This is a genomic window from Maribacter litoralis, assembly GCF_902506355.1.
Lineage (GTDB): Bacteria > Bacteroidota > Bacteroidia > Flavobacteriales > Flavobacteriaceae > Maribacter > Maribacter litoralis.
Genome location: NZ_LR733271.1, coordinates 314,856 through 338,719, shown reverse-complemented (window position 1 = coordinate 338,719; position 23,864 = coordinate 314,856). Strand labels below are relative to the sequence as shown.

Genomic DNA, 23,864 nt, shown 5'->3' with positions numbered 1-23,864 from the left:
AACATGAAAAAATTCACAAAAATACTAACGGCATTTGTACTTGTAGCAAGTATGAATACAGGTTGTGCCCAAACTAAAAAAGTGGTGCAATTATCTGATGATGAGCGAATGGAGTGGTGGCGAGATGCCAAGTTCGGTATGTTTATTCACTGGGGAGCCTACTCTATAATTGGTGGAGAAAGAGGAGAAAAAATTGCAGGCGGTGGTGCTGAATGGGCAATGGATAAGTTGGATTATACTATTGAAGAGTATGAAAAGTTTCCGGCAATGTTCAATCCTGAGTTGTTCAATGCAGATGATTGGGTAAAAATGGCTAAAGATGCCGGTATGAAATATATCGTTATCACCTCTAAACACCATGACGGATTCGGTCTATGGGACTCCAAGGTATCGGATTATGATATTATGGATGCTTCCCCCTTTAAACGCGATATTATTAAGGAATTGGCAGAAGCCTCAAGAAAGCAGGGAATTAAGTTTGGAGTGTATCACTCCATCGTAGATTGGCACCATCCACAGGCGCAGGGAAATCTTTACCCTAATTACAATGCAGGTCAAAAAGACCAGACCGTTGTGAATCCTGAGTTTCCACAATACTATAAAAACTATCTCAAACCACAAGTGAAAGAATTGCTGACCAATTACGGAGATATTGATGTTGTTTGGTTCGATGGGGATTGGATTGCCGATTATACCACAGAAATGGGTAAGGAAATGTACGGTTTTATACGAGATATGCAGCCGAATACCATTATAAACAACAGGGTTGATAAAGGTAGAAAAGGCATGGAAGGCATGGATATGGAAGGAAATTTCGCAGGAGATTTTGGAACCCCAGAGCAAGAAATACCAGCAACGGGTATAGACGAAGATTGGGAAGCTTGTATGACCATGAACGGTACTTGGGGCTATAAGCCAGACGATACCAAATGGAAAAGTAGTGAAGATTTAATTCAAAAATTGGTCGATATCGTATCAAAAGGAGGAAATTTCTTGTTGAATATTGGTCCTGATGGTTATGGTAGATTTCCATCTCAAAGTATTAGACGATTAAAGGCTTTGGGCGATTGGACAGATGCAAACGGAGAAGCTGTATATGGAGCAAAAGCTAGTCCGTTCGATATGCCTGAGTGGGGAAGATATACCTCAAAAGAAGGTGTAATTTATGCCCATATCTTTAACTGGCCAGAAGATGGCAAGTTGAAATTGAACAAAGCTATTAAGCTGAAGAAAGCTTCCATGTTGACGAATGCAGCGACATTAAAGACTCAATCTACCGCAGATGGTATAGTTGTAGAATTACCAACAGAAAAACCTGATTCAGAGGTAATTGTTTTAAAACTAGAAATTTAGGTAATTTATTTAAGCGGATCATTGATCTAAATGGTGTTTCAAAAACTAGGATTGGGTGATATAAGGGTATTGTTAAAATGAAATCAAGAATTGTATTTGGGGTTAGTCTAATTTTCCTGTTTTTAGGTTGTACTAACCCTACAACCCCAGAATTTGACATAAAAGATGGGCTAATGTCCGTAGAAGCTTTTGTTTCAAATTTCCAAGGGTCTTCTTATGCCAAGATTTATAGGTTAAATGAGTTTAACGTTGGAGTAAATAGCTATGTGAATGTCTTTGAGAGTAATGCAGAGGTAACTTTTATAAATATTGACACCAATGAAACTATATCCCTCGAAGAAGATGAAGTAAATGAAAGGTATCTACCACCTTTTGATTTTGTAGCTGCAGAAGGAGATACTTGGCAATTAAATGTAAAATTGGAAGATGGTACGGAATATATATCCACACCTGAAACAATGGCTGAGTTGGTAGGTATTTCAGATGCCAAAGCTGTATATGAAAGTGAACTTGAGTATGTTGCCAGTAAAGACAAATTTGCGCCAGGTCATACAATTTTTGTAGATATAAATGACCCTCCAGAAAAAGGTAATTTTTATTATTGGAGTTATCGAACTTTTGAGAAAAAAGAGATCTGTGAAATGTGTTTTGAGGCCATGAATTTTAGAGATGGTAAATGTACCCTTTATACTGACCCTCAACGTGTAGACATACCACCCTATTTTACCTATTATTGTGAATCTGACTGTTGGCAAATACGTTATGATACTCGGGTTAACATTTTTGCGGATGACTTTGTAAACGGAAATTCCCTTCAATTGCCTGTTGCTACTTTATTATTATATAAAAAGAATAAAATTTTAGTGGAACTTCAGCAATACTCAATTTCACCAGCAGCATATAAGTACTTTGCTGTTTTAAAAGATATTGTTGACGACAACAATGGTCTAAATGCTCCTCCTCCAGCACCATTATTTGGAAATATCATTAATCCCAATGACGATCAGGAGGTAGTACTAGGTAGATTTACTGCTGCCGCCGGATCGGAAAAAAGGTTACTTATTGAACGTTCTGCCATAAAAGAAGACGCACTTGAGATAAGCCCTGTTCCTAGGAAAGAATCAAGCCCTATACCAGAAGATCAGAGGGTTTACGTGGCTCCATGTGGTTCGGAATCACGCTATCTAACCTATATCGAGCCAGAGGGATGGAACTAAGTCTGTTTATTAATCCAAAGACAAGGCGCAAATGAAAACATCATTTTTATATCTATTGTACACAGGTTTTTTATTGATGGGGTCTAGCGTTCTAGGGCAAGATTATAATTTAACAATTAAACTAAGAAATAGTTTAACCGATGAGCCTTTAGAGAATGCCAATATTTTAATTGTGCCTTGTTCATGTGGTGGAGTCTCGAACACGAATGGTGAATTCTCAATACAATTACAGCAAGATGATTATTCTATACGTGTTTCACATATAGGGTTTGATGAGAATAGACAAAACATAACTTTAGAAGAAGATACGGTACTAGAGTTATTTCTTACTGAAAATAATGAGCAGTTGTCCGAGGTTGTCGTTAGGGCAAAGAAAAGGAATGAATTGTTGGAATCACCTCAAATGGGTGTGCTGCAACTACAATCCCAAGAATTGAAAAAAATGCCTGCCGCCCTTGGTGAATTTGATGTCCTGAGAAGTGTTACGCTAATGCCTGGCGTAAATAATTCAGGGGAAATAAGTAATGGAATTTCGGTGAGAGGAGGTTCTTTAGATCAGAATTTATTGTTGTATGATTATGCACCGGTATTTAATCCTACTCATTTATTTGGATTGTTTTCGGTTTTTACCCCGGATGCCCTGGCTTCGATAGATATTTACAGAGCTAATATTCCTGCAAGATATGGCGGTAGGTCAACGTCCGTATTGGATATAAAAGTGAGAAATCCGTATGTAGATAAGTTTAAATTATCTGGAGGGGTAGGTTTGGTATCTAGCAGACTAACCGTTGAAACACCTCTAATTAAAGATAAATTAATGGTCATGGCAGGCATACGTGCCGGATTATCGGATTTTTTACTGCCCATATTTTCACAACGCTTAAAGAATACAAAAGCTAGGTTTTATGATAGTACCATAAAGCTTTTGTACCTACCTACAGAAAAAGATCAAATTTCATTCACGGGTTTCTATAGTAAAGATTTTTATCAACTTGATTTAATTACGAAGGTGGAAAACATCAATGCTGAAAATAATCAGTATGATTTTAAAACGTTGAACGGTACACTAAATTGGTCACATACCTTCAATGAAAAGGTAAGTTTAAAAACCATTTTTGTTGCAAGTAATTATTCACCAAAAAACACTTTTCCCGAATTGGAGAACGCCAATGAAATAGAATATAAATCTGGAATACATTATACAAGCCTAATTTCTGAAGTATCAAATAAGGTCTCCGAAAAACTAGATTATTATACGGGTGTACAACTAAATAATTATAAGATCAATCCAGGAGAATTGGATCCTGGTTTATCAAACGGCGTATTACCAGTAAATCTTCTTGAAGAAAACAGTTATGAACTATCGGGCTATGCTAATGTGAATTGGAAACCTAAACGTAATTTGACATTATCTGCAGGATTACGCTACAATTATTTTCAGTTTAATGGACCGTATGTTCTTAATAGTTACGATGAAGCAGGGGAAGTGGTCATAGAAAGTAATTTTATTGAGAAAGGTAAAAAAGTACAGTCATACAATAATCTAGAACCTAGGTTGGGTGTTAATTTTAAGGTTGGTGAAAGTACTTCTGTCAAAGCAAGCTTCGCAAATGCAAATCAATATTTACAGAATGTGTATAACAGTACAACGCCCTTACCAACTTCTAGATGGAAAACTTCAGATAGTTTTATAAAACCACAAAGTAGTTATGCCTATGGACTCGGCTTATATAAAAACCTAAAAAATAATGAAATTGAGGTGGGTGTAGAAGGTTATTTTCGTAGTTCTAAAAACAATTTGACCTATAGACCAGGAGCAGATTTCTTTTTGGCAGAATCTATAGAGCAAAGTGTAGCCCAAGTAGAAGGAAAAGCATATGGTGTAGAACTGAGTTTTAAAAAAAAGGTGGGCAATGTAAACGGATGGTTAAATTATGCTTGGTCTAGAAGTTTGCTGCGTTCAGATGAAGCCGTTTTAGCGAATAGGATCAACAATAATAATTGGTTTAGTTCAGATTTTGATAGACCTCATATAATTAATGCTTCGGTCAATATCATTGCCGACAAGTATAATACAGTTAGTTTTAATTTTACAGGACAAACCGGTAGACCGTATACCATTGCCAATGGTGTTTTTGAATTTGAAGATAAAAACGTTCCTATTTTTTTAGAACGAAATAATGATAGATTGCCAACATATCATCGGTTGGATTTTTCATGGAAGGTAGCTTACAGTAAAAAGAAAAATGCGCGTTGGTTGGGAGATTGGACGTTTACCGTTTATAATGTCTACGGACGAAAAAACGCGTATAGCAGATTCTACTCACAGCGAGATGGTAATATAGATAAGGATTTTTTCGGAGGATTTCCTTTAGGCTCTTACCAGTTAGAAGTATCCAACAGTCCAATTTTGGCACTTACCTATAACTTTACTTTTCAGTAGAAAAATAGCATGTAATTTGACGGTACTTTCATAAGGTACCCTATCAATTTGTTTAGAATTAAATATATCTCCGGTTTGCAATATTCCTTGAATTGCAATGAAATAAAGGTTGCGCATCATAATTTATATACATTGAACTATGATTTAAGCCATTTTTAAGTAAAAAAAGTAACATTGCTATAGCTATAAGAGATAGGCTTGTAGTTGATCATAAACAACAAGGTTATAAGAATTTTTTAATGCGAATATGGAAGAACGTAAACGACACATAGTATATGCACTTATTTTAGTTTTATCACTCATCATTTTAAATTCCTGTACGGGTCAAGAAAAGACAGAAGTTAAAAAGTTGGATATTAAAGCTTATTTGGATCTTGCCGATAAGGATACTATTTACCCTACTGACAAGCAATTGGCAATGCTTAAAGAAGTTATGCCAAAAGAAGCATTTCAGCCAGCCCCAAAAATATCGAACAGGGCGTATTGGAAAGGTATTGCGGAAACTACCTCGGGTAAAGAATACTTGACGAAGGCATTAGAGCTTTTAGATAGAAAACCCGAAGTGCCCATTACCGACAGTATTTATCGTCTTGCCAATAAAGATGGTAACCGAGGAATTTACAAACCAAGATACTACCGAACCATGGACCGTTTAGAACGTTTTATTCTTGCGGAGTGTATCGAGAATAAAGGGCGTTTTTTACCACAGATAGAAACGTATAGTAAAGCGATAATGAGCATGAAATCATGGTTGCACCCCAATCATGATGATGAGTATAATGGTGTTTTGGAAGGAAGAAGAATTTCCATTGATTTAGGCGCTCGAAAATTTGGCGGAGTTCTTGCATTGGCAGAAAACCTGTTGGAAGATAAATTACCAAAGTCGTTACGAGACGACATTCATGTACAGCTACAAAAGCGTATTACCGATTCATATTTAAAAAGTACAAAGTATTTGGACGAAAATAATAAGTGGATCAAGAGTACCAGTAATTGGAATTCGGTTTGTACAAGTGGCACGGTATTGACTACAATTACCAGTTCAGAAAGTTATGAAAAGCGTTTGGCGACAGTAGGTTCGGCGCTGAATAGCATGACGTATTATTTAAGCGGATTTGGTGATGACGGGTATTGTTCGGAAGGTTTGGGATATTGGGGCTACGGCTTTGGTCATTATTTGTATTTAGCTCAAATACTACATGATTATACAGATGGTAGAATCGATTTGTTTACATTCAATAATACCGAAAAAATGAAAAACGTAGGCAACTTTCCTGAAGGTTTTGAAATTCAGAAAATGGTCTGTTCTCCCTTTTCAGATGGGGTTTCCTCCATCTCCAGAAAGGGTAGCAATTTTGCCGATGTATTATCGGCTGAATATTACGGAGCTATTATGCCAACGGAAATAAGAATGGAAGAAGCAGCGGAACAATTAATTGCTTGGCAAAACCCAGAAATGTTTCAAGTTGCGGATACATCAAATACCTCGCAGTTACCTGATCACACTTATTTTAATGATTTCGGAATGGTCATTTCAAGGGGAAAGCAAGAAGTGCCCTTTTCAATAGCGGTAAAAGCGGGTCACAACGCAGAAAATCATAATCACAGTGATGTTGGTACCTATTCTTTGGTTTTAAACGATGAAATTATTGCTGGAGATATAGGAGCTCCATCGTATCGAGCAGGATCATTTTCGCCAGATAATAAAGCCAGAAGTTCTTGGGGACATCCTGTGCCAAGGATCAATAACACTTTACAGTCTAACGGAATAGAATTTAAAGGAATCATAACTGGCACCAACTTCAAGGATAAAATGGATGAAGTGGTTATAGATATTTTGCCTGCTTATGAGTTGTCCATGTTGCAAAGCCTAGAAAGGACCGTAACAAATGATAAGTTCGGAAAAGGAACCATAACCATAGAAGACCATTTTATAGCCACAGAACCGGTAAGTTTTGGTTCAGCAATAATGACTTTAAATGTGTATGAAATTATGGATGAAAATACGGTCATTCTAAAAACGGAATATCAGAAAGTAAAAGCTGAAATTAGGAGCGAAGGTTTTGAATTTAGAATTAAAGATGAACTAGTTCCTGTAAAGCATTTGAGAGAAGGCGGTCCTGCGTACAAAATAGGAATTGAAGCTAAAAATCTTACTGAAGAAGGGATTTTAAGAATTATATATACACCTTTTGAGAAATAGATGATTATAGAATAAAGAGCAAAGAATTTGAAAAAACTAATATTACTTTCTATTGCACTTATAATAATAGGTTGCTCTGATGATAAAATCATTGAATTGCCAATTACTATGCAAGATGGGTATGGTCCATTTTTGATCGGGTTGGGAGCAATTCATCCTTATTCAGAATTGGATGGTGGTATAGGAAAAGAAACTCAATTGAAAGTAGTAGGAATGCCTAAAGATTGGACTAATGTTCAAGTAGGGGATATTCTAACACATCAATCAGATAAATCTATAAAAAATAGAGTGGCATTAACTTACGGAAATGGAGTTAATGGTGAATTTAACATGATTGTTGATACAAATAATAACTACGATTTTAGTGATGATCCCGTTTTTAGACCCGTTGAAATAGCGGGTTCTTTATTTCATTTGAACAAAGATTCGCTAATGCAAAGTAGTGCTATTGATGTTAGTACCGAGCGTATAATTAATGGTGAAATCACTACCGAAAGTGTTCCACTTTTAATTATATACATGCCTGAATACAAGCAATTGTTATACAGTTTTGCACAATATGGTCAAGTAAATTTAGAAGGTAAGGAAATAGCTATAAAATCTAATAATTTTATGGATTTGTCATTTGAAAACATCCATCTTGCTATGAAGAATGTAGATATAAGTCAAAATCCTGCAACTTATATGGAAAATATTATTGCAAACAATGAGTACCTTCAAATTGGCAATAAAATCTATAAAAATTTAGGAGTTCGTAAAAATGAGAACAGCTTAGTATTGGAAATTATTGATAAGCCTAAAGGTCAAATATATTCTTCTCAGATAGGGTATAAAGCTTTAGAATTTAAAGGCAGGATACATCAAACTGAAAATAGGATATCACTAAGTAGTTTACATGGAAAATACGTGTTGTTAGATTTTTGGGCAACCTCATGTGCTCCATGTATTAAGGAATTTCCTCATCTTAAAGAATTGTACTCTGAAATAGATACCACCAAATTTGAGATTCTTGGTATTGCTGGTAATAGTTCTATTGATCAAATAAATTATATAATAAACAAGCATCAAATTTCTTGGCCTCAAATAGTATCTGACAATATTAATAAAATCAATGAAAAATATGGAATTATTAGCTATCCTAAAACTTTACTATTAAATCCTGAAGGTGTAATTATTGCTAAAGATTTAAGAGGGCAACAATTAGAGAATGAAATTAAAAGAATAATAAAATAATAACCAATTTTAGAATATTAAACATACCTATGGCCATAAAATTAAACATCAAACCATATCTGTTAACGAGTATTTTTTTCTCAATTACTTTTATCTTATCAGCACAAGACAATAGCAAAATCCCATTACCCACTAATTTAGAACAAGGCTACCCAAGACTGTACATTACCAATTCAGAAAAGAAAGACCTTCAAAAAACCATCAAAAAAGAAGCATGGGCAAAAGATGTTTTGTTAGGGTTACATGAAAAGGTAGATGAGCACGTAGAACGTCATGTTTCTGATCCGGAATGGATGGTGTCTCGTTTACAGATGTATTGGAAAACAAAGTCTACCAACGTATATGTCAACGGAGTAGATTATTCACATGCAGACGGTGAAGCTCCTGTGCCAACCGTTAGATTTACAGGGTCTAGAAATTCTGCCACTGCATATGGCAAGCCAAAACTAGAAGATATACAACCGTATATGGATGATCCCAGAGGTCTGTATTTACCGAATAAAACCAAAGAAGGACATCCTTTTGAATGGGCTGAACAGTCAGAAACCGGTAATATTATTGTTTCTATAAACGAGGATATTATTGGTTTGGCAAGAGATGCCGCTTTTTTGTATTGGTTAGAAAATGATGAGCGTTTTGCCAAGTTTTCCTATGATATTTTCCATACGTATATGGAGGGCATGTCTTACCGTAGCGAGCCTATAGATCTGTTGAATGGTCACATACAAACCCTTGTTGGTTTTACGCATTTTCAAGTAATACACGAACGGGCTTTGCGCGAAGTGTCCATTTTATATGATTTTTTACACGGATATATTGAAGCCAACCATCCAGAACATATAGCAATGTATGATAAGACCATTAAAAGATGGACAGACCAGGTCATTAAAAACGGCGTGCCACAGAACAATTGGAATCTTCACCAAGCAAATATCATTTTAAAAGCTGCAATGGTACTGCAAGACAACGAAAATTATGAGGATAAAAAAGGACGTGAATATTACATTGATTATATATTGAATGTTACTTCGGCAAGGCAATGGTCGTTATCAAAATTTATAGATTATGGCTACGACGAAAGCAATGGAGTGTGGAACGAATGTCCGAGTTATTCTTTAGGAGTAACCAGCAGTCTTACCCATTTCATAAGGGATTTTGACAATACTTTTGACCATAATATTCTGCCGTACACTCCGGTGATGGGCAAAGCGGTAAAAATGATGCCGCAATATTTATTCCCCAACAATCAGATCGTGGCATTTGGAGATTCGTACTACGGACCCATAAGTACCGAGGCAATTGGGGATATGATCAGAATTGCCCAGAAAAATGGCGATGATGCTTTAGAAGAAGATTTTACAGGAATGTATCGTTTGTTCGTAAAAGATACGGAAGCATCAGGTAAAAACAGAGGCAGAAGAAATAAGGGTATATCTTCTTTTTTTGCCACAAAACCTTTGGTGTTGAATCCGAAGTACAAGCAGCACGATATAAAAGATTACCTCACCCAGACATTTAATGCACCAAATGTAAGTTGGCATGTGCAGCGAATGGGAAGCGGAAAAAACGGAATGATGGTTTCTTTGAACGGCTCTTTAGGTAACCATATGCACGCTAATGGTATTAATATGGAATTGTATGGTAAAGGCTTTGTACAAGGTGCCGATCCAGGCAAAGGAGCAGGCTACTTAGAGCCAATTTATTTGGAGTATTACTCCCAATTTCCGGCACATAATACGGTTATGGTAGATGGGGCTTCCTCATATACCGAAATGTTGAGCTACCACGCTTTTGACCTTTTGGGCGAATACCCAAAATCAGAAGAAAAAGAAGGCTTCTATCAAAATATTACCTATTCAGATGTATACTTTTTAGAACCGGAAACCCAGAGTGATCAAAGCAGATTGGTTAGTATTGTTAAAACAGGCGAAACTACCGGATACTATATTGACATTTTTCGCTCAAGAAAACAACGCAAAGGCGATAAATTTCATGATTACTACTACCACAATTTAGGTCAGACCATGAGTGTGATGGATGCCGATGGAAATCCACTATCATTAACACCCAGTGAAGAAATGGCGTTCGCCGGCGGACACCTTTATGCATTGGATTATATGTGGGATAAAAAATCGGTAAAATTAGATAAAGATTACCAAGCCGAATGGAAAATAGACATGCCCGAAGGTGAAGAAGATGTTTTCATGAACCTATGGATGAAAGGCACAGAGGGTCGTGAAGTATTTTCCATAAAATCACCTCCAAATAAAGCATTTAGAGGCAATCATGGTATTCCCTACAAAGTTGATAAAGAACCGTATTTAACCTTTGCGGCACGTCAACATGGCGAGGCATGGGAGCATCCGTTTGTATCGGTATATGAACCCTTTACTTCATCCGAAGGAAAAAGCATTGGCAGTATATCCGGTTTTGAAGATGAAAATAATAGTAAAGGATTTGTAGGCTTGAGCATCACACATAAATCGGGTAGGGAAGATTTGGTTTTCTCTACAGTCGATAACCAAACAGCAACCTATGGAGAAACGAGTACGAATGCCACATATGCTTTAATTGGCAAAGAGAATAATAGAAATTTAGTCCTGTTTATGGGCAATGGCACACAATTGACAACAAAAGATGTAACGATTTCCGCTGCGGAAAAAGGCAATGTAGTGTTAGAGCGCAAAGATGGAAAATGGTATGTGCACAATGAAGTTCCAGTAAAGATAACCATCGATGGTGTTTCCAATGACTACCCAGCAGGTGAGTATCGATTTATAAAATAATAGATATGTGACTAGCATAAATAGTACAGATGCTTATGAAAAGTACACGATACATTATTTTTTGCCTAGGATTACTGGTGCTATCTAGTAGTTACGGTCAAAAAGAAGTAAAACCGCCCAATATAATTTTCTTGATGACGGATGATCAAAAATGGGATAATATGGGGTGTTATGGCAAGCCCGAATTTAATACTCCCAATATTGATAAGTTGGCAAGTTCTGCTGTAGTTTTTGATAGAGCGTACCAAGCAGTTGCAATTTGTATGCCCAGTAGGGTGACCATGATAACAGGTCGTTTTAACTCCAACCACAAAGTAGGTTTTGTTGCTCCCACCGACTATACTTTATCTCAAAGCGATTTTAATAACGGGTATCCTGCCATTCTAAAAAAAGCAGGATATCGTAACGGATTTATAGGGAAAGTTGGTTTTACGGTGACTAAAGAAGCACAGAGACCAAGTATGCCTAAAGAACATTTTTATCAACAGAATATGGCTGCAGTATTCGATTTTTTTGCCGGTAGTCAAGAACATGATAGAAATGGGGTGGTCATGTGGCCAGAAGATGATAAGGGTTTACAGGGAATATATAGAAAAGGAAGAGTCAATTCTGGGAGAACACTAAGAACAGGTGAGGCAATGTTACGCTTTTTAGATACCCAGCCCAAAAATCAGCCCTTTTGTTTATCAGTCAGTTTTTATGCGGTAAAACATGATAGGGATAAGGATATGTACATGCCTCATCATGATTTATTTAAGGATAAAGAATTGTCGGTACCAGAAAATTGGGTTGAGGGTGAGAATGATAAATTGCCAACGGTTGTGAAGGAAAATGCACGCGGAGTTCGTTTGCACAAACAAAGGTCGTCCACTCCAGAATTACAGCAAAAGTTGGTTCGTCGTTTTGCAACGCAAGGGTATAGTGTAGATGATCAAGTTGGTCTATTGGTGGCAAAATTAAAGGAAAAGGGACTGTTAGATAATACAATTATCATTTATACCAGTGATAATGGTCGTTTTCAAGGCACTCATGGTCTTTTTGATAAATGTTTGCTTTATGAAGAATCGGTGAAAGCACCATTAATTGTGTATGATGGTAGAGTACCGGAATCTGAACGTGGATTTAGGGAAAATGCCCTTATTTCATCCGTAGATATTGCACCCACTATTTTATCTCTGGCAGATATAACCGCTCCGAAAAGTATGCAGGGCAAAGACTTTAGTAAACTGTTGAATAAGACTCAAGATATGTCTCAATGGCGAAACGCCGTATTTATGGAAGACCTCTTTATTGAAGAAATGTTTCACCAACGTTACAAAGAAAATGTTGATGAAATTAACCAAGAATTGATAAACACCAACAGGTCTTACCGCAGTCGTGGAATAAGAACAGATCGTTATAAATATTTTGTTTACTACGAACACAACCCTAAAATAGAGGAATTGTACGATGTAGAGAATGACCCTCTTGAGCAAAATAATCTGGTGAATAATAAGGAGTATTTTGATGTATTAAAGCGCTTAAGAAAACAAACGGAAGAAATGTATTTAGAGGCACTGCGCTAGCTACAACTATGGAAGCGACATTTTCTATGACAATTAATCTATAAGAAATGATAAAGAAATATTCGGGAATTCTATTCTTACTGCTTTTAGTGGCTATGGGTTGTGGTCATGCACAACAGGATAATGCTTTAAAGTTATGGTATACCGAACCAGCGGCAGATTGGAACGAAGCTTTGCCTATTGGCAACGGTCGTTTGGGAGCGATGGTTTTCGGTAATCCAACAAGTGAAAATATACAGTTGAACGAAAGTACACTTTGGGCAGGTGGTCCGCACAGAAACGAAAATCCAAAAGCAAAAGAATCATTATCCGATATACGAGAATTGATTTTTGAAGAAAAATATGATGAAGCCCATAACTTAGCTAATCGAGATTTTATTTCAAAAACCTCTCATGGAATGCCCTATGAAACGGTTGGAAATTTGAGATTGAATTTTAAAGATCAAGAAAATTACACCAATTACTATAGAGAACTGGATATTGAAAATGCAGTGAATACCATCATGTACACGGTAGAAGGAGTGGAATATAAACGGGAGGTTTTCTCCTCCTTTACCGATGACGTTATTGTAATGAGACTTACCGCAAATAAAGAAGCTCAAATTAGTTTTACGGCAACAATGGATCGCCCCGCACCTGCCAAAGTTAGCTTGTTTAATGAAGGTGATGCTATTTTGGTCATGACAGGTTTTGGTAGTGATAATAAGAACAAACGCTTACCGGAAAATGCAGACTCAATTAAAGGGGAAGTAGAATTTGATGCCAGAATAAAAATAGTTCCGGCGGGGGGAGCGATAACGTCAACAGCAAAAGAATTAAAAGTAACGAAGGCAAATAGCGTGATGCTGTACATCTCAATAGCTACAAATTTTGTCGACTACAATAATGTAAGTGCAGATGCCCATAAAAGGGCGGCAGATTTTATGGTTAAGGCAACATCTAAAACCTTTGATGAATTGGTAAGCCGTCATTCAGATTTTTACCAAAAGTATTTTAACCGGGTCTCATTGAATTTAGGCAGTACAGATGCGGTAAAAAATCCCACCGATGTTAGAATAAAAGAATTTAGTACAGGTTTTGACCCATCGCTTGTTGCGTTGTATTTTCAATTTGGAAGGTATTTATTGATCTCCTCATCGCAACCTGGTGGTCAGCCAGCAAACTTACAGGGCTTATGGAATAATCTATTAGTCCCACCTTGGAAAAGTGCATATACCGTAAATATCAATACTGAAATGAATTACTGGCCTTCTGAGGTCACCAATTTATCGGAAATGCATAATCCATTAATTGAAATGGTAAAAGACCTTTCAATAACGGGTAAAGAAACCGCCAAGGTTATGTATGGTGCAGATGGGTGGGTAACCCATCATAATACCGATCTATGGAGAATTACAGGTCCCGTAGATGGTGCAACATGGGGAATGTGGCCAACTGGTGGTACATGGTTAAGCCAGCACTTATTCGATAAATTTGAATTTAATGGAGATTTAGATTATTTAAGTACGGTCTATCCCGCCATGAAAGGTGCTGCGCAATTCTGTTTAAGCATCTTGACCCCCGAACCTGAAAATGGTTTTCTGGTAGTTTCGCCATCTATCTCTCCAGAACATGGCCCCATGAACCGTTCTAAAAATGTGTTCATTTCGGCAGGGACTACCATGGATAATCAGTTGGTGTTCGATATATTGACAAAAACAATAAGAGCAGCAAAATTACTACGGGTAGATGATAAATTGGTAATTGAAATGCAGTCCGCTTTGGCGAAGCTACCACCAATGAAAATTGGTCAACATCAGCAGCTTCAAGAATGGATGCAAGATTTAGATGACCCAATAGATGATCACCGTCATGTATCTCATTTGTACGGTTTGTATCCTTCCAATCAAATTTCACCATATAGAAATCCGGAATTATTTCAAGGTGCTAAGAATACGCTTGTACAGCGGGGAGACCCTTCTACTGGGTGGTCAATGAACTGGAAAATTAATTTGTGGGCTAGAATGTTAGATGGTAACCACGCTTATAAATTAATGGGCGACCAGATTAAGTTGGTCGGTAGACCAGATTCGCCAAAAGGCGGTGGTACCTATGCCAATATGCTCGATGCTCACCCACCTTTTCAAATTGATGGAAATTTTGGGTTTACTTCGGGTGTTGCGGAAATGTTGGTGCAAAGTCACGACGGGGCAATTCATTTGTTACCTGCATTACCAGACGTATGGGGAAATGGTGAAGTATCGGGTTTACGAGCTAGGGGAGGATTCGAAATAACTTCCTTAGCATGGAAAGAAGGAAAAGTTGTAAAAGCAAAAATAAAGTCGAATTTAGGAGGGAATCTTAGAGTGCGTTCATACAGTAAATTAAAAAATCAGAATGCAAAGGAATTGGATGCTGCTTCCGGAGAAAATCAAAATCAATTTTATCAAGTGCCAAAAATAAAAACGCCGGTCGTTTCAGATCCGACAAAATCAGTTGGGCTAGATTTAAAACCAACATTCTTATATGATATACCTACAAAAGTTGGGCAAGAGATCATCTTGTTTGCTAACTAGTAGTATAAAAGTCAAACTTACTTTTTTGCTTTAGTGCTCCTAAAACCCCTTGTATTGGTATAATAGGTGATAATTTATAGAAGTTGAACAATAAGAGATACACGTTTTGTTCAATAAAGAATAAACTTGTATAAATCAATAATCAACAACTTATAACTCGTTCTTACCTATGTGGAATTTTTTATCGAACACCTCAATTTTCAAGTCCATAGTTTGTGCATTTTTGCTGATGCAAATAGCATGCGCTCCAAATAATGAAAAAAATATAGATGCAGAAGTGGTCATTTATGGTGGCACATCTGCCGCCATTGCTACAGCGGTGCAATTGGCAAGAATGGATAAATCGGTCATAATTGTTTGTCCGGAAACCCATATAGGCGGACTCTCATCTAGCGGATTGGGATTCACCGATTTGGGAAATAAAGAGGTCATTGGTGGTATTTCAAAAGAGTTTTATCAAGAAGTATACAAGCACTACCAAAATGAAGAAGCTTGGAACTGGCAACCAAGGGAGGAGTATGGTAACGAGGGGCAAGGTACTACTGCTATAGATGATGAACTCAAGACCATGTGGACATTTGAGCCCCATGTTGCTGAACAAATCTTTGAGCAATTTGTAAAAGAGCATAACATTACCATACATCGCGATAAATGGCTCGATAGGGAAAAAGGGGTAGAAGTAGAGAACGGCATTATCAAATCTATCAGCATGTTAGATGGGGAGAATTATAAAGCCAATATATTCGTTGATGCCACCTACGAAGGAGATTTAATGGCAGCCGCAGGTGTCAATTATCATGTGGGTAGGGAAGCTAATAGTGTATATGGTGAAGAATGGAACGGCGTACAAAAAGGCATTTATCACCATAGCCACAACTTTCAACAGTTGAATATTAGTCCGTATGTAATACCTGGCGATTCCACCAGCGGTGTGCTTCCAAGAATATCAACAGCGCCACCTGGTGAAAATGGTTCGGGTGATAAAGGTGTGCAGGCATATAACTATAGATTATGTACCACCAATGCAGAAGGTAACGTGGTACCTTTTGAGAAACCAGAAAATTATGACCCAGCACAATATGAGTTGTTAAGAAGGGTGTTTGAAGGTGGTAGATATTCCATGTTCGGTGGAGGAAAGATTCCCAATAAAAAGCGCGATGTCAATAACGTAGGACCGTTTAGCTCAGATAATATTGGAATGAATTACGATTACCCCGAAGCATCTTATGAAAAGAGAAAAGAAATTTTGAAAGAGCATATAGACTATCACAAAGGTTTGCTTTATTTCTGGGGTCATGATGAAAGCGTACCTGAGCGGTTTAGAACCAGCATTAAAAAATGGGGACTTGCCAAAGACGAGTTTGTGGATAACGGTCACTGGCCTTATCAAATTTACGTTCGCGAAGCTAGAAGAATGATCGGGGAATTTGTAATGACAGATAATGAGATCCTAGGAAAAAAGAAAGTGCTGAAACCAATAGGTATGGGTTCTTACGCAATGGATTCTCATAACGTTCAACGCTATATCACCAAAGAAGGTTATGTACAAAATGAAGGTGATTTAGGAATAGAACCAGACGCTCCATATCAAATACATTTAGGAACAATCTTACCAAAGCAAGATGAATGTAAAAATTTATTGGTTCCTGCTGCGGTCTCTAGTTCGCACATTGCTTTTGGTTCTATAAGAATGGAACCCGTATTTATGATTTTGGGTCAAAGTGCAGGTACACTTGCCGCGATGGCCATAGATGCGGATATAAATATTCATGATGTTGACTATACGGCTTTAAAGGAGCAGTTGCTTAAAGACGACCAAGTGTTAGAGTATAATAAACAATTAGTTGAAGCGTCTAAATGAGAATAACCAGAAATCATATCATTTTCATCGCATTGTTTTTTGCAACTTCATTATCAACCCATGCTCAAGTAATAAATGCCGGTGTGGGCGGTAATACGACGGTACATCTTTTAGAAAGATTGCATGATGATGTTTTGGAAAAAAAACCAGATCTAGTAATAGTAATGGTCGGTACCAATGATATGCTGAATTCTAGAAAGTTGGTTTCATATCGGGCATATGAAGATAATTTAGAGCATATCGTAAAAAGTATAAAGCAAACGCATAGTAAAGTAGTGCTTATGACTTCACCTCCGGCAGATTCCGTGTATTTGTTTAAAAGGCATGATAAAAAGTTGTTCAATGAAGCACCCAACGTAAAATTAGATAGAGCAAGAAATAGTGTGTCTCGTGTAGCAAAGAAATTGTCGGTGCATTATTTGGATCTATTTCAGATTTTTAAAGATATGGATTTGCCAAAGCACAATAGCGATTTATTTTTTAAGAATATAAGCAATAGTGGTGCCGCGGACGGGGTGCATCCTACGGCGTTGGGCTATCGGTTTATTGGTGAACTGGTATTCCACTATTTAAAGGAAAACCAGCTACTGGAAAAGTCTCAGAAAATCATTTGTCTAGGCGATTCTATAACCTATGGCAGTGGTATGCAAGGCAGGGGAACAGCTACGGGAGATACCTATCCCGCAATACTTCAAAATTTTATAAAAGAATACAACCGTGTAAATAGAACAACCAAGAACTGAAAAAACTAAACAATGAGAAATCACCGATTATTACTTATCTGCGTCACATTAATTGTAAATGTGGGTATCTCCAATGGACAAAATCAAAAGAAGTTAGAGAATGGTTTTGTACAATTGTTCAATGGTGAAAATTTTGATGGTTGGCATCTAAAACTGAGGAATGGAGATAGAGCCAAGGCGAAAGAAGTATATACTATTGAAGATGGTATGGTGCATGTTTTTAAGGATATGCCAGATAGTTTAAATTTAAATACTGGCGAAAATGGCACTCACGGCCTATTCTATACCAATAAGAAATATAGTAAGTACATACTTCGATTCGAATATAAATGGGGAGAGAAAATAACCAATAATTTTGATGAATGGCAGTATGATGCCGGCTGCTATTACCATGTTTTCGATGATAAAGTGTGGCCTAAGGGTCTAGAATATCAAGTACGTTACAATCACATTACCGATAGAAACCATACAGGCGATTTTTGGGGCGCAGGTGTAAGTTTAGATTGGACAGCTACAGCAGATGGCAAAACATTTTTATTACCTAAAGATGGAGGTAAAGAAATGCCTAACATGAAGAATGAAATTTATGGGTATGCATCTCCCAAATACAATGCCCTTAATGGAGAATGGAACCAGTGCGAAATTATTGTAATGGGCAATGCGTATACCATTCACAAGCTAAACGGTGAAATTGTAAATATGGGTACGAATCTGTCGGTGGGTGAAGGTATCATCGGTTTTCAATCGGAAACGGCAGAAATATATTATCGTAACATAGAAATTAAAGAATTTGATAAGGTTGTTCCCATGAAAAAGTTTCTAAATTAAGAGAATGCCCATAAAGCAAATAATTTATATAGAATGAACTATAAATTATAACGCATGTCTATAGTAAAAAATACTTTCGATATAAGATCGAAAATCTAGTAGTGCTAATAAAATCGGTGAGTTGAACTGGTTTGCAAGTCTGGATAAAATTAAATGAACTCAAAAAATGAATAAAGGCAGAATTTTTTGCAACGTTGTCGTAGTCTTTTTAGTTGCGATTGTTGGTTTTAGTTGTAAGGATAAAGAGAAGAATCAACCGTTTGAGGTAAAAAAGAAGCCGAACTTTTTATTCGTGTTGGTGGATGACCAGTCACCGTTCGATTTTAAATTTTACGATTCCACTTCTACTTTAGATGCACCAACAATAACCCAATTGGCAAAAGATGGTTTGGTAGTGGATGATGCAAGGCATATGGGGGCAATGGTTGGTGCGGTATGTACACCATCAAGACATATGATAATGAGCGGTAGAACGGTGTGGAGCCTCCCATCAATGCAAGGGTATATTAACCCAAACGAACCCAAAAATTTAGAAGAGAATACTATTGGCGCTATTTTCAATAGGGCAGGGTATAGCACCATGCGTACGTGTAAAGTAGGAAATTCATACCCAAAGGCGAACAAACAATTTACCGTGGTAAAAGATGCTACAAAACGAGGTGGCACTGACGAATCTGGAAGTGCTTGGCACGCTGATCAAGTATTGACCTATTTAGAAGATAGAGACTCAATAGCCGATGAAAATCCGTTTTTCATTTATTTTGGTCTATCGCATCCGCATGATGTAAGAGATGGCACTCCGGAATTGTTGGCGAAGTATGGAGCAACAAATCATACCGATAAAAATAGTCTTCCAGCTGCCAATGAAAAACAACCCCCTTTACCCGATAATTATTTGGACGGTCACCCTTTTCATCATGGTCATTTAGAATTGAGGGATGAAGAAAATGTAAGCGGTGTTTGGAAAAACAGGGATGAACAAACCGTTAGAAACGAAATAGGAAGAGAATATGCATGCTCAGAAAATATTGATATTCAACTAAATAAAGTCTTGAGAAAATTAGAGGCAATGGGCGAATTGGACAATACCTATATCATCTATACCTCTGATCATGGAATTGCGGTAGGCCGGCATGGTTTAATGGGGAAACAGAATTTATATGAACATACTTGGAGGGTGCCCTTAATTGTAAAAGGTCCTGGTATTAAGACGAACCAACGAGTAAAGGGCAATATTTATTTAACCGATATTTTACCCACATTATGTGATTTGGCTGACATAGATATCCCGGAAACAGTACAGGGCAAAAGCTTTAAACCTGTACTTATGGGTGAACAAGATAGTATTAGAGATGTAATGTATGGCGTTTATGCCGGTGGCTCAACACCCGGCATGCGCACCGTAAAAAAAGGAGATTGGAAATTGATTAAGTATGATGTTTTAGACGGTAAGGTTCGTGAGACACAATTGTTCAATCTGGCGGAAAATCCGAATGAATATATCGCACTACATGGTAAATCTTCTGAAATGCAGAACAACTTGGCAGAAAACTCTAAGTATGCGGCTAAGTTGGCAGAAATGGAGAATTTACTTTTAGAGGAAATGGAAACTTACGGAGACCCATTTAGGTTATGGGATCAAGAAACTAAATAAGAATACACGATGATTTTAAAGAACACACGTAATACCACAATATTAACGCTACTATTTTTTAGTGTAGTAATAAGTAGGGCACAACAAGATAAAAGGACAGAACAGCCTAATATTATTATTTTTTTGTGCGATGATCTAGGTTACGGAGATCTATCGTCCTATGGTCATCCATTTATAAAAACACCGAATATTGATAAGTTGGCGGCTACGGGAATTAAAATGACCAATTATTATGCTGCCGCACCGGTATGTTCTCCTTCACGTGTGGGGTTGTTAACAGGGCGTAGCCCCAATAGGGCAGGGGTGTACGACTTTATACCGGGGCCAAAGAAAAGTGAAGATTTACGCGATAAGGTTCACTTGCAAGAAGGGGAGGAAACCATACCGGCTATGCTTAAAACAGTGGGCTATGAAACCGCTTTGGTCGGTAAATGGCATTGTAGTTCTTTGTTCAATAACCCGGCACAACCCCAACCGGATTATTTTGGGTTTGACCATTGGTATGCAACACACAACAATGCATCGCCCAGTCATCAAAATCCAAAGAATTTTGTTCGTAATGGAGAGAAGGTAGGGCAACAAGAAGGGTTCAGTTGCCAACTGGTGGTAGACGAAGCTATGAGCTGGTTAGATGACAGAACGGGAGACAATCCATTCTATTTACAAGTCACATTTCATGAACCTCACGAACCGGTAGCTTCACCAGAAGATTTGGTGCAAGAGTATTTGCCATATTCCAATGGTCGTGCAGAAGCTGAGTTTTTTGCTAATGTAGCCAATGTAGATAAGGCAGTGGGTAGATTATTGGCATACTTGGAAGAAAAAGGAACAGATAACACCTTGGTAATTTTCACTTCGGATAACGGACCCGAAACTTTTACACGGTATTCTGGTGCAAAACGAACTTTTGGGCAGACAGGAGGATTAAAAGGAAGAAAATTATGGACAACCGAAGCAGGTATTCGTGTACCGGGAATTATAAATTGGATAGGGAAACCAATGTATACCGGTACTACAGATGCCGTTGTTTCCGCATTGGATTTTCTGCCGACGCTATCTGAGCTTACGGGTGCAAAACTACCTAACAAAGAGTTGGATGGGGAGTCGGTTCTATCCTTAATAAAAACAGGAGAATTTGAAAGAAATAAACCATTGGTTTGGGGCTTTTATAATGCTCTAAATCAACATAAAGTCGCTATGAGATATGGCGATTATAAAATACTGGCACGTTTAAAGAACAACGGGGAATATCTTCCACAGATAATGAATGTTTACGATGGTAATGAAGCGTTGATCAAAGAAAGTGAACTAACGGACTATGAATTGTATAATCTAATGAAAGATAAAATGGAATCCGTAAATCTGATAGAAACAGAGCCGGAGAAATTTACTGAAATGAAAAAATTACTTCATGTCGAGTATGGTAAATTATTGGATGGTAGTCACATATGGAAAAATGAAGCCAAGTAATTAATACGAATGAAGAATTGTATATGATGAAATATTGGAGGGCTAGTGGTATAATTTTTGGAGTAATAAATGTGGTTGTTTTTTTGATAGGCTGTGAAAATCAAGCCGAACCAATACTTGTTTCACCAGATCATAAGTTGACCGTACAGCTTTTCAACACCAAGTCTAATCTGCAGTTCTCATTTATGCATGATACAGATACAATTTTCTCTTCGTCATTTATTGGATTAGAGTTAGGGGAGATTGATTTAACGAAAAATGTGCATATTGGTGAAGTAGATTATAAAAGCTATGATAGTACCTGGTCTACCATAAATGGAAAGCAACCGACTGTAAAGAATAGCTATAATGAATACACATGTAAGGTAGCTTCAAACACCAATAACAATGTTGGTTATAACATTCAGTTTAGAATGTATAATGACGGATTCGCATTTAGATATCAATTTCCGAAAATCTTGGGTGATAGTGTAACCATTCAACAAGAATTGACCAAGTTGAATATTACACAAGACTATACCTATTGGGCATACAATGGCGAACGGCATAATTTGGGTCCTGTTAGTAGTACCGAAGGTTCTCATGAAAAAGTGAGAACACCTATGGTAATTAAAACCAATACGGGTAAATATATTGCGGCCTTAGAAGGTGCTATTGTCAACACGGCACCCATTTCTTTTAATGCATCAAACGATAATGGTGTATTATCGATAAATAACAAACCGGTACGCGTTACTTCTGGATTTGAAACTTCGTGGAGAACTTTTATTATTGGTGACAGGGCTGGGGATTTGGTCTCATCAGATCTTTTGGTAAATCTAAATGAACCCAACAAAATAGAAGACAGCTCATGGATCAAACCGGGTAAAACGCTGTGGGATTGGCGTGTGTGGGGTTATACCACAAAAGATGGTTTTGAATATGGTGGTAATACCGTATCGCATAAACGAATGATCGATTTTGCCAGTCAAAATAACATACAATATCTACTGGTCGATGCAGATTGGTATGGTTCTGAATTTAGCGAATCATCAGACCCAACAACCTCAAAAAGCGATATTGATATTGAAGAATGTATTGCCTATGGTAAAAAGAACAATGTGGGAATAATATTGTATTTGAACGACGTTGGAGCCAAAACCTACGGACTGGAAAATGTCATAAAGCAGTTTGCAGAATGGGGTGCTGTTGGTATCAAATATGGCTTTATGAAAGGAACGCCCAAACAGAAAGTTATAAATACCCAAAAGGTTGTTCAATTGTGTGCCAAGTATAAAATGATGGTTGATTTTCATGATAGTCCCGTAGCTCCAAGCGGCGATTATAGAACATGGCCTAATTTGATGTCTAAAGAATATGGCCATGCCCAGGCAGATGCTAAAAGGTCGTACTTTCCGGAAACTGCCGTAAATGCTACTCTAATAAATATGATTTCTGGACCGTTAGATTTAACCAATGGATATTTTGATTTAAATGAGGCACATAAGCGTGATAAGGTATTTCAAGAATTACCGGGAACTGTGGTTGCAGAAGTGGCAAAACTAATTACGGTACATACCGGCTGGATGGTGCTACCTGACAGTCCCGAAGCATATATGGCTAAAGAAGATCTATTCAATGCTATTAGACAAATGCCAGCACAATTCAATGGTTTTAAAGTCCTGGACGGTGAAATTGACGAATATGTGAGTATCGCTAGAAAAGCAGGTGAAAATTGGTTTGTAGGTTCCCTCACCAATCGGGAAAGTAGAGAGATAAATTTACAGTTAGACTTTCTTGAGGAAGGTGAAAAATACAAAGCTACATTGTATGAAGACACAAGTGATTCTCACTTTTTAGATAATAAGGAATCTTATACCATAAGTGTTACCGAGCTTACTAAGGAAAGTAATTTAAAAATTAGAATGGCGCCCGGAGGTGGACATGTAATACACCTTGAGAAAATCGATTAGT

The 23,864-nt window shown here is 37.3% G+C and carries 14 protein-coding genes; all 14 read left to right on the top strand.

The genetic code is table 11. From position 1 onward, the window contains the following. Window positions 1–3: 3 nt before the first annotated feature. The 14 genes from EXIGUO8A_RS01375 to EXIGUO8A_RS01310 all read left to right on the top strand — a co-directional run bounded on the left by EXIGUO8A_RS01375 (window position 4) and on the right by EXIGUO8A_RS01310 (window position 23,863). Window positions 4–1,353: an alpha-L-fucosidase gene (locus tag EXIGUO8A_RS01375; protein WP_159301662.1), complete on the top strand. Its 1,350-nt coding sequence runs from the start codon at window positions 4–6 to the stop codon at window positions 1,351–1,353. A 77-nt stretch (window positions 1,354–1,430) separates the two neighbouring features. Next, complete coding sequence (locus tag EXIGUO8A_RS01370; RefSeq protein ID WP_116769672.1) at window positions 1,431–2,570, top strand: DUF4249 domain-containing protein; 1,140 nt, start codon at window positions 1,431–1,433, stop codon at window positions 2,568–2,570. Window positions 2,571–2,601: 31 nt separating this feature from the next. Continuing rightward, on the top strand, window positions 2,602–5,013 hold the full coding sequence (locus tag EXIGUO8A_RS01365) for a TonB-dependent receptor (RefSeq protein WP_159301661.1): 2,412 nt from the start codon (window positions 2,602–2,604) through the stop codon (window positions 5,011–5,013). Between the two features lie 247 nt (window positions 5,014–5,260). Then, the gene (locus tag EXIGUO8A_RS01360) at window positions 5,261–7,216 is read left to right on the top strand and encodes a hypothetical protein (RefSeq protein WP_159301660.1); all 1,956 of its coding nucleotides are present in this window, start codon (window positions 5,261–5,263) and stop codon (window positions 7,214–7,216) included. Window positions 7,217–7,243: 27 nt separating this feature from the next. Next, the gene (locus tag EXIGUO8A_RS01355; protein WP_159301659.1) at window positions 7,244–8,449 is read left to right on the top strand and encodes a TlpA family protein disulfide reductase; all 1,206 of its coding nucleotides are present in this window, start codon (window positions 7,244–7,246) and stop codon (window positions 8,447–8,449) included. A 29-nt stretch (window positions 8,450–8,478) separates the two neighbouring features. Beyond that, the gene (locus tag EXIGUO8A_RS01350; protein ID WP_159301658.1) at window positions 8,479–11,235 is read left to right on the top strand and encodes a heparinase II/III family protein; all 2,757 of its coding nucleotides are present in this window, start codon (window positions 8,479–8,481) and stop codon (window positions 11,233–11,235) included. Between the two features lie 35 nt (window positions 11,236–11,270). After that, window positions 11,271–12,800, top strand: coding sequence for a sulfatase-like hydrolase/transferase (locus tag EXIGUO8A_RS01345; protein ID WP_159301657.1), 1,530 nt, complete (start codon window positions 11,271–11,273; stop codon window positions 12,798–12,800). A 47-nt stretch (window positions 12,801–12,847) separates the two neighbouring features. After that, window positions 12,848–15,355, top strand: a complete 2,508-nt coding sequence (locus EXIGUO8A_RS01340; RefSeq protein ID WP_159301656.1) for a glycoside hydrolase family 95 protein — start codon at window positions 12,848–12,850, stop codon at window positions 15,353–15,355. A gap of 229 nt (window positions 15,356–15,584) precedes the next feature. Continuing rightward, on the top strand, window positions 15,585–17,216 hold the full coding sequence (locus tag EXIGUO8A_RS01335; protein WP_201304095.1) for an FAD-dependent oxidoreductase: 1,632 nt from the start codon (window positions 15,585–15,587) through the stop codon (window positions 17,214–17,216). Further along, the gene (locus EXIGUO8A_RS01330; protein WP_159301654.1) at window positions 17,213–17,959 is read left to right on the top strand and encodes an SGNH/GDSL hydrolase family protein; all 747 of its coding nucleotides are present in this window, start codon (window positions 17,213–17,215) and stop codon (window positions 17,957–17,959) included. Before EXIGUO8A_RS01335 ends, EXIGUO8A_RS01330 begins: the two co-directional genes overlap by 4 nt. Window positions 17,960–17,971: 12 nt before the next feature. Continuing rightward, complete coding sequence (locus tag EXIGUO8A_RS01325) at window positions 17,972–18,787, top strand: 3-keto-disaccharide hydrolase (protein WP_159301653.1); 816 nt, start codon at window positions 17,972–17,974, stop codon at window positions 18,785–18,787. 166 nt (window positions 18,788–18,953) lie between these two features. Next, window positions 18,954–20,441, top strand: coding sequence for a sulfatase-like hydrolase/transferase (locus tag EXIGUO8A_RS01320; protein ID WP_159301652.1), 1,488 nt, complete (start codon window positions 18,954–18,956; stop codon window positions 20,439–20,441). Between the two features lie 9 nt (window positions 20,442–20,450). Further along, complete coding sequence (locus EXIGUO8A_RS01315; protein WP_159301651.1) at window positions 20,451–21,911, top strand: sulfatase-like hydrolase/transferase; 1,461 nt, start codon at window positions 20,451–20,453, stop codon at window positions 21,909–21,911. A 23-nt stretch (window positions 21,912–21,934) separates the two neighbouring features. Then, complete coding sequence (locus EXIGUO8A_RS01310) at window positions 21,935–23,863, top strand: glycoside hydrolase family 97 protein (protein ID WP_159301650.1); 1,929 nt, start codon at window positions 21,935–21,937, stop codon at window positions 23,861–23,863. Window position 23,864: the final 1 nt, after the last annotated feature.

What these genes read in the sequence shown, in the direction of transcription:
- EXIGUO8A_RS01375 (WP_159301662.1), top strand. Translation starts at nt 4, where the DNA reads ATGAAAAAATTCACAAAAATACTAACGGCATTTGTACTTGTAGCAAGT.
- EXIGUO8A_RS01370 (WP_116769672.1), top strand. Translation starts at nt 1,431, where the DNA reads ATGAAATCAAGAATTGTATTTGGGGTTAGTCTAATTTTCCTGTTTTTA.
- EXIGUO8A_RS01365 (WP_159301661.1), top strand. Translation starts at nt 2,602, where the DNA reads ATGAAAACATCATTTTTATATCTATTGTACACAGGTTTTTTATTGATG.
- EXIGUO8A_RS01360 (WP_159301660.1), top strand. Translation starts at nt 5,261, where the DNA reads ATGGAAGAACGTAAACGACACATAGTATATGCACTTATTTTAGTTTTA.
- EXIGUO8A_RS01350 (WP_159301658.1), top strand. Translation starts at nt 8,479, where the DNA reads ATGGCCATAAAATTAAACATCAAACCATATCTGTTAACGAGTATTTTT.
- EXIGUO8A_RS01345 (WP_159301657.1), top strand. Translation starts at nt 11,271, where the DNA reads ATGAAAAGTACACGATACATTATTTTTTGCCTAGGATTACTGGTGCTA.
- EXIGUO8A_RS01340 (WP_159301656.1), top strand. Translation starts at nt 12,848, where the DNA reads ATGATAAAGAAATATTCGGGAATTCTATTCTTACTGCTTTTAGTGGCT.
- EXIGUO8A_RS01335 (WP_201304095.1), top strand. Translation starts at nt 15,585, where the DNA reads ATGCAAATAGCATGCGCTCCAAATAATGAAAAAAATATAGATGCAGAA.
- EXIGUO8A_RS01330 (WP_159301654.1), top strand. Translation starts at nt 17,213, where the DNA reads ATGAGAATAACCAGAAATCATATCATTTTCATCGCATTGTTTTTTGCA.
- EXIGUO8A_RS01325 (WP_159301653.1), top strand. Translation starts at nt 17,972, where the DNA reads ATGAGAAATCACCGATTATTACTTATCTGCGTCACATTAATTGTAAAT.
- EXIGUO8A_RS01320 (WP_159301652.1), top strand. Translation starts at nt 18,954, where the DNA reads ATGAATAAAGGCAGAATTTTTTGCAACGTTGTCGTAGTCTTTTTAGTT.
- EXIGUO8A_RS01315 (WP_159301651.1), top strand. Translation starts at nt 20,451, where the DNA reads ATGATTTTAAAGAACACACGTAATACCACAATATTAACGCTACTATTT.
- EXIGUO8A_RS01310 (WP_159301650.1), top strand. Translation starts at nt 21,935, where the DNA reads ATGATGAAATATTGGAGGGCTAGTGGTATAATTTTTGGAGTAATAAAT.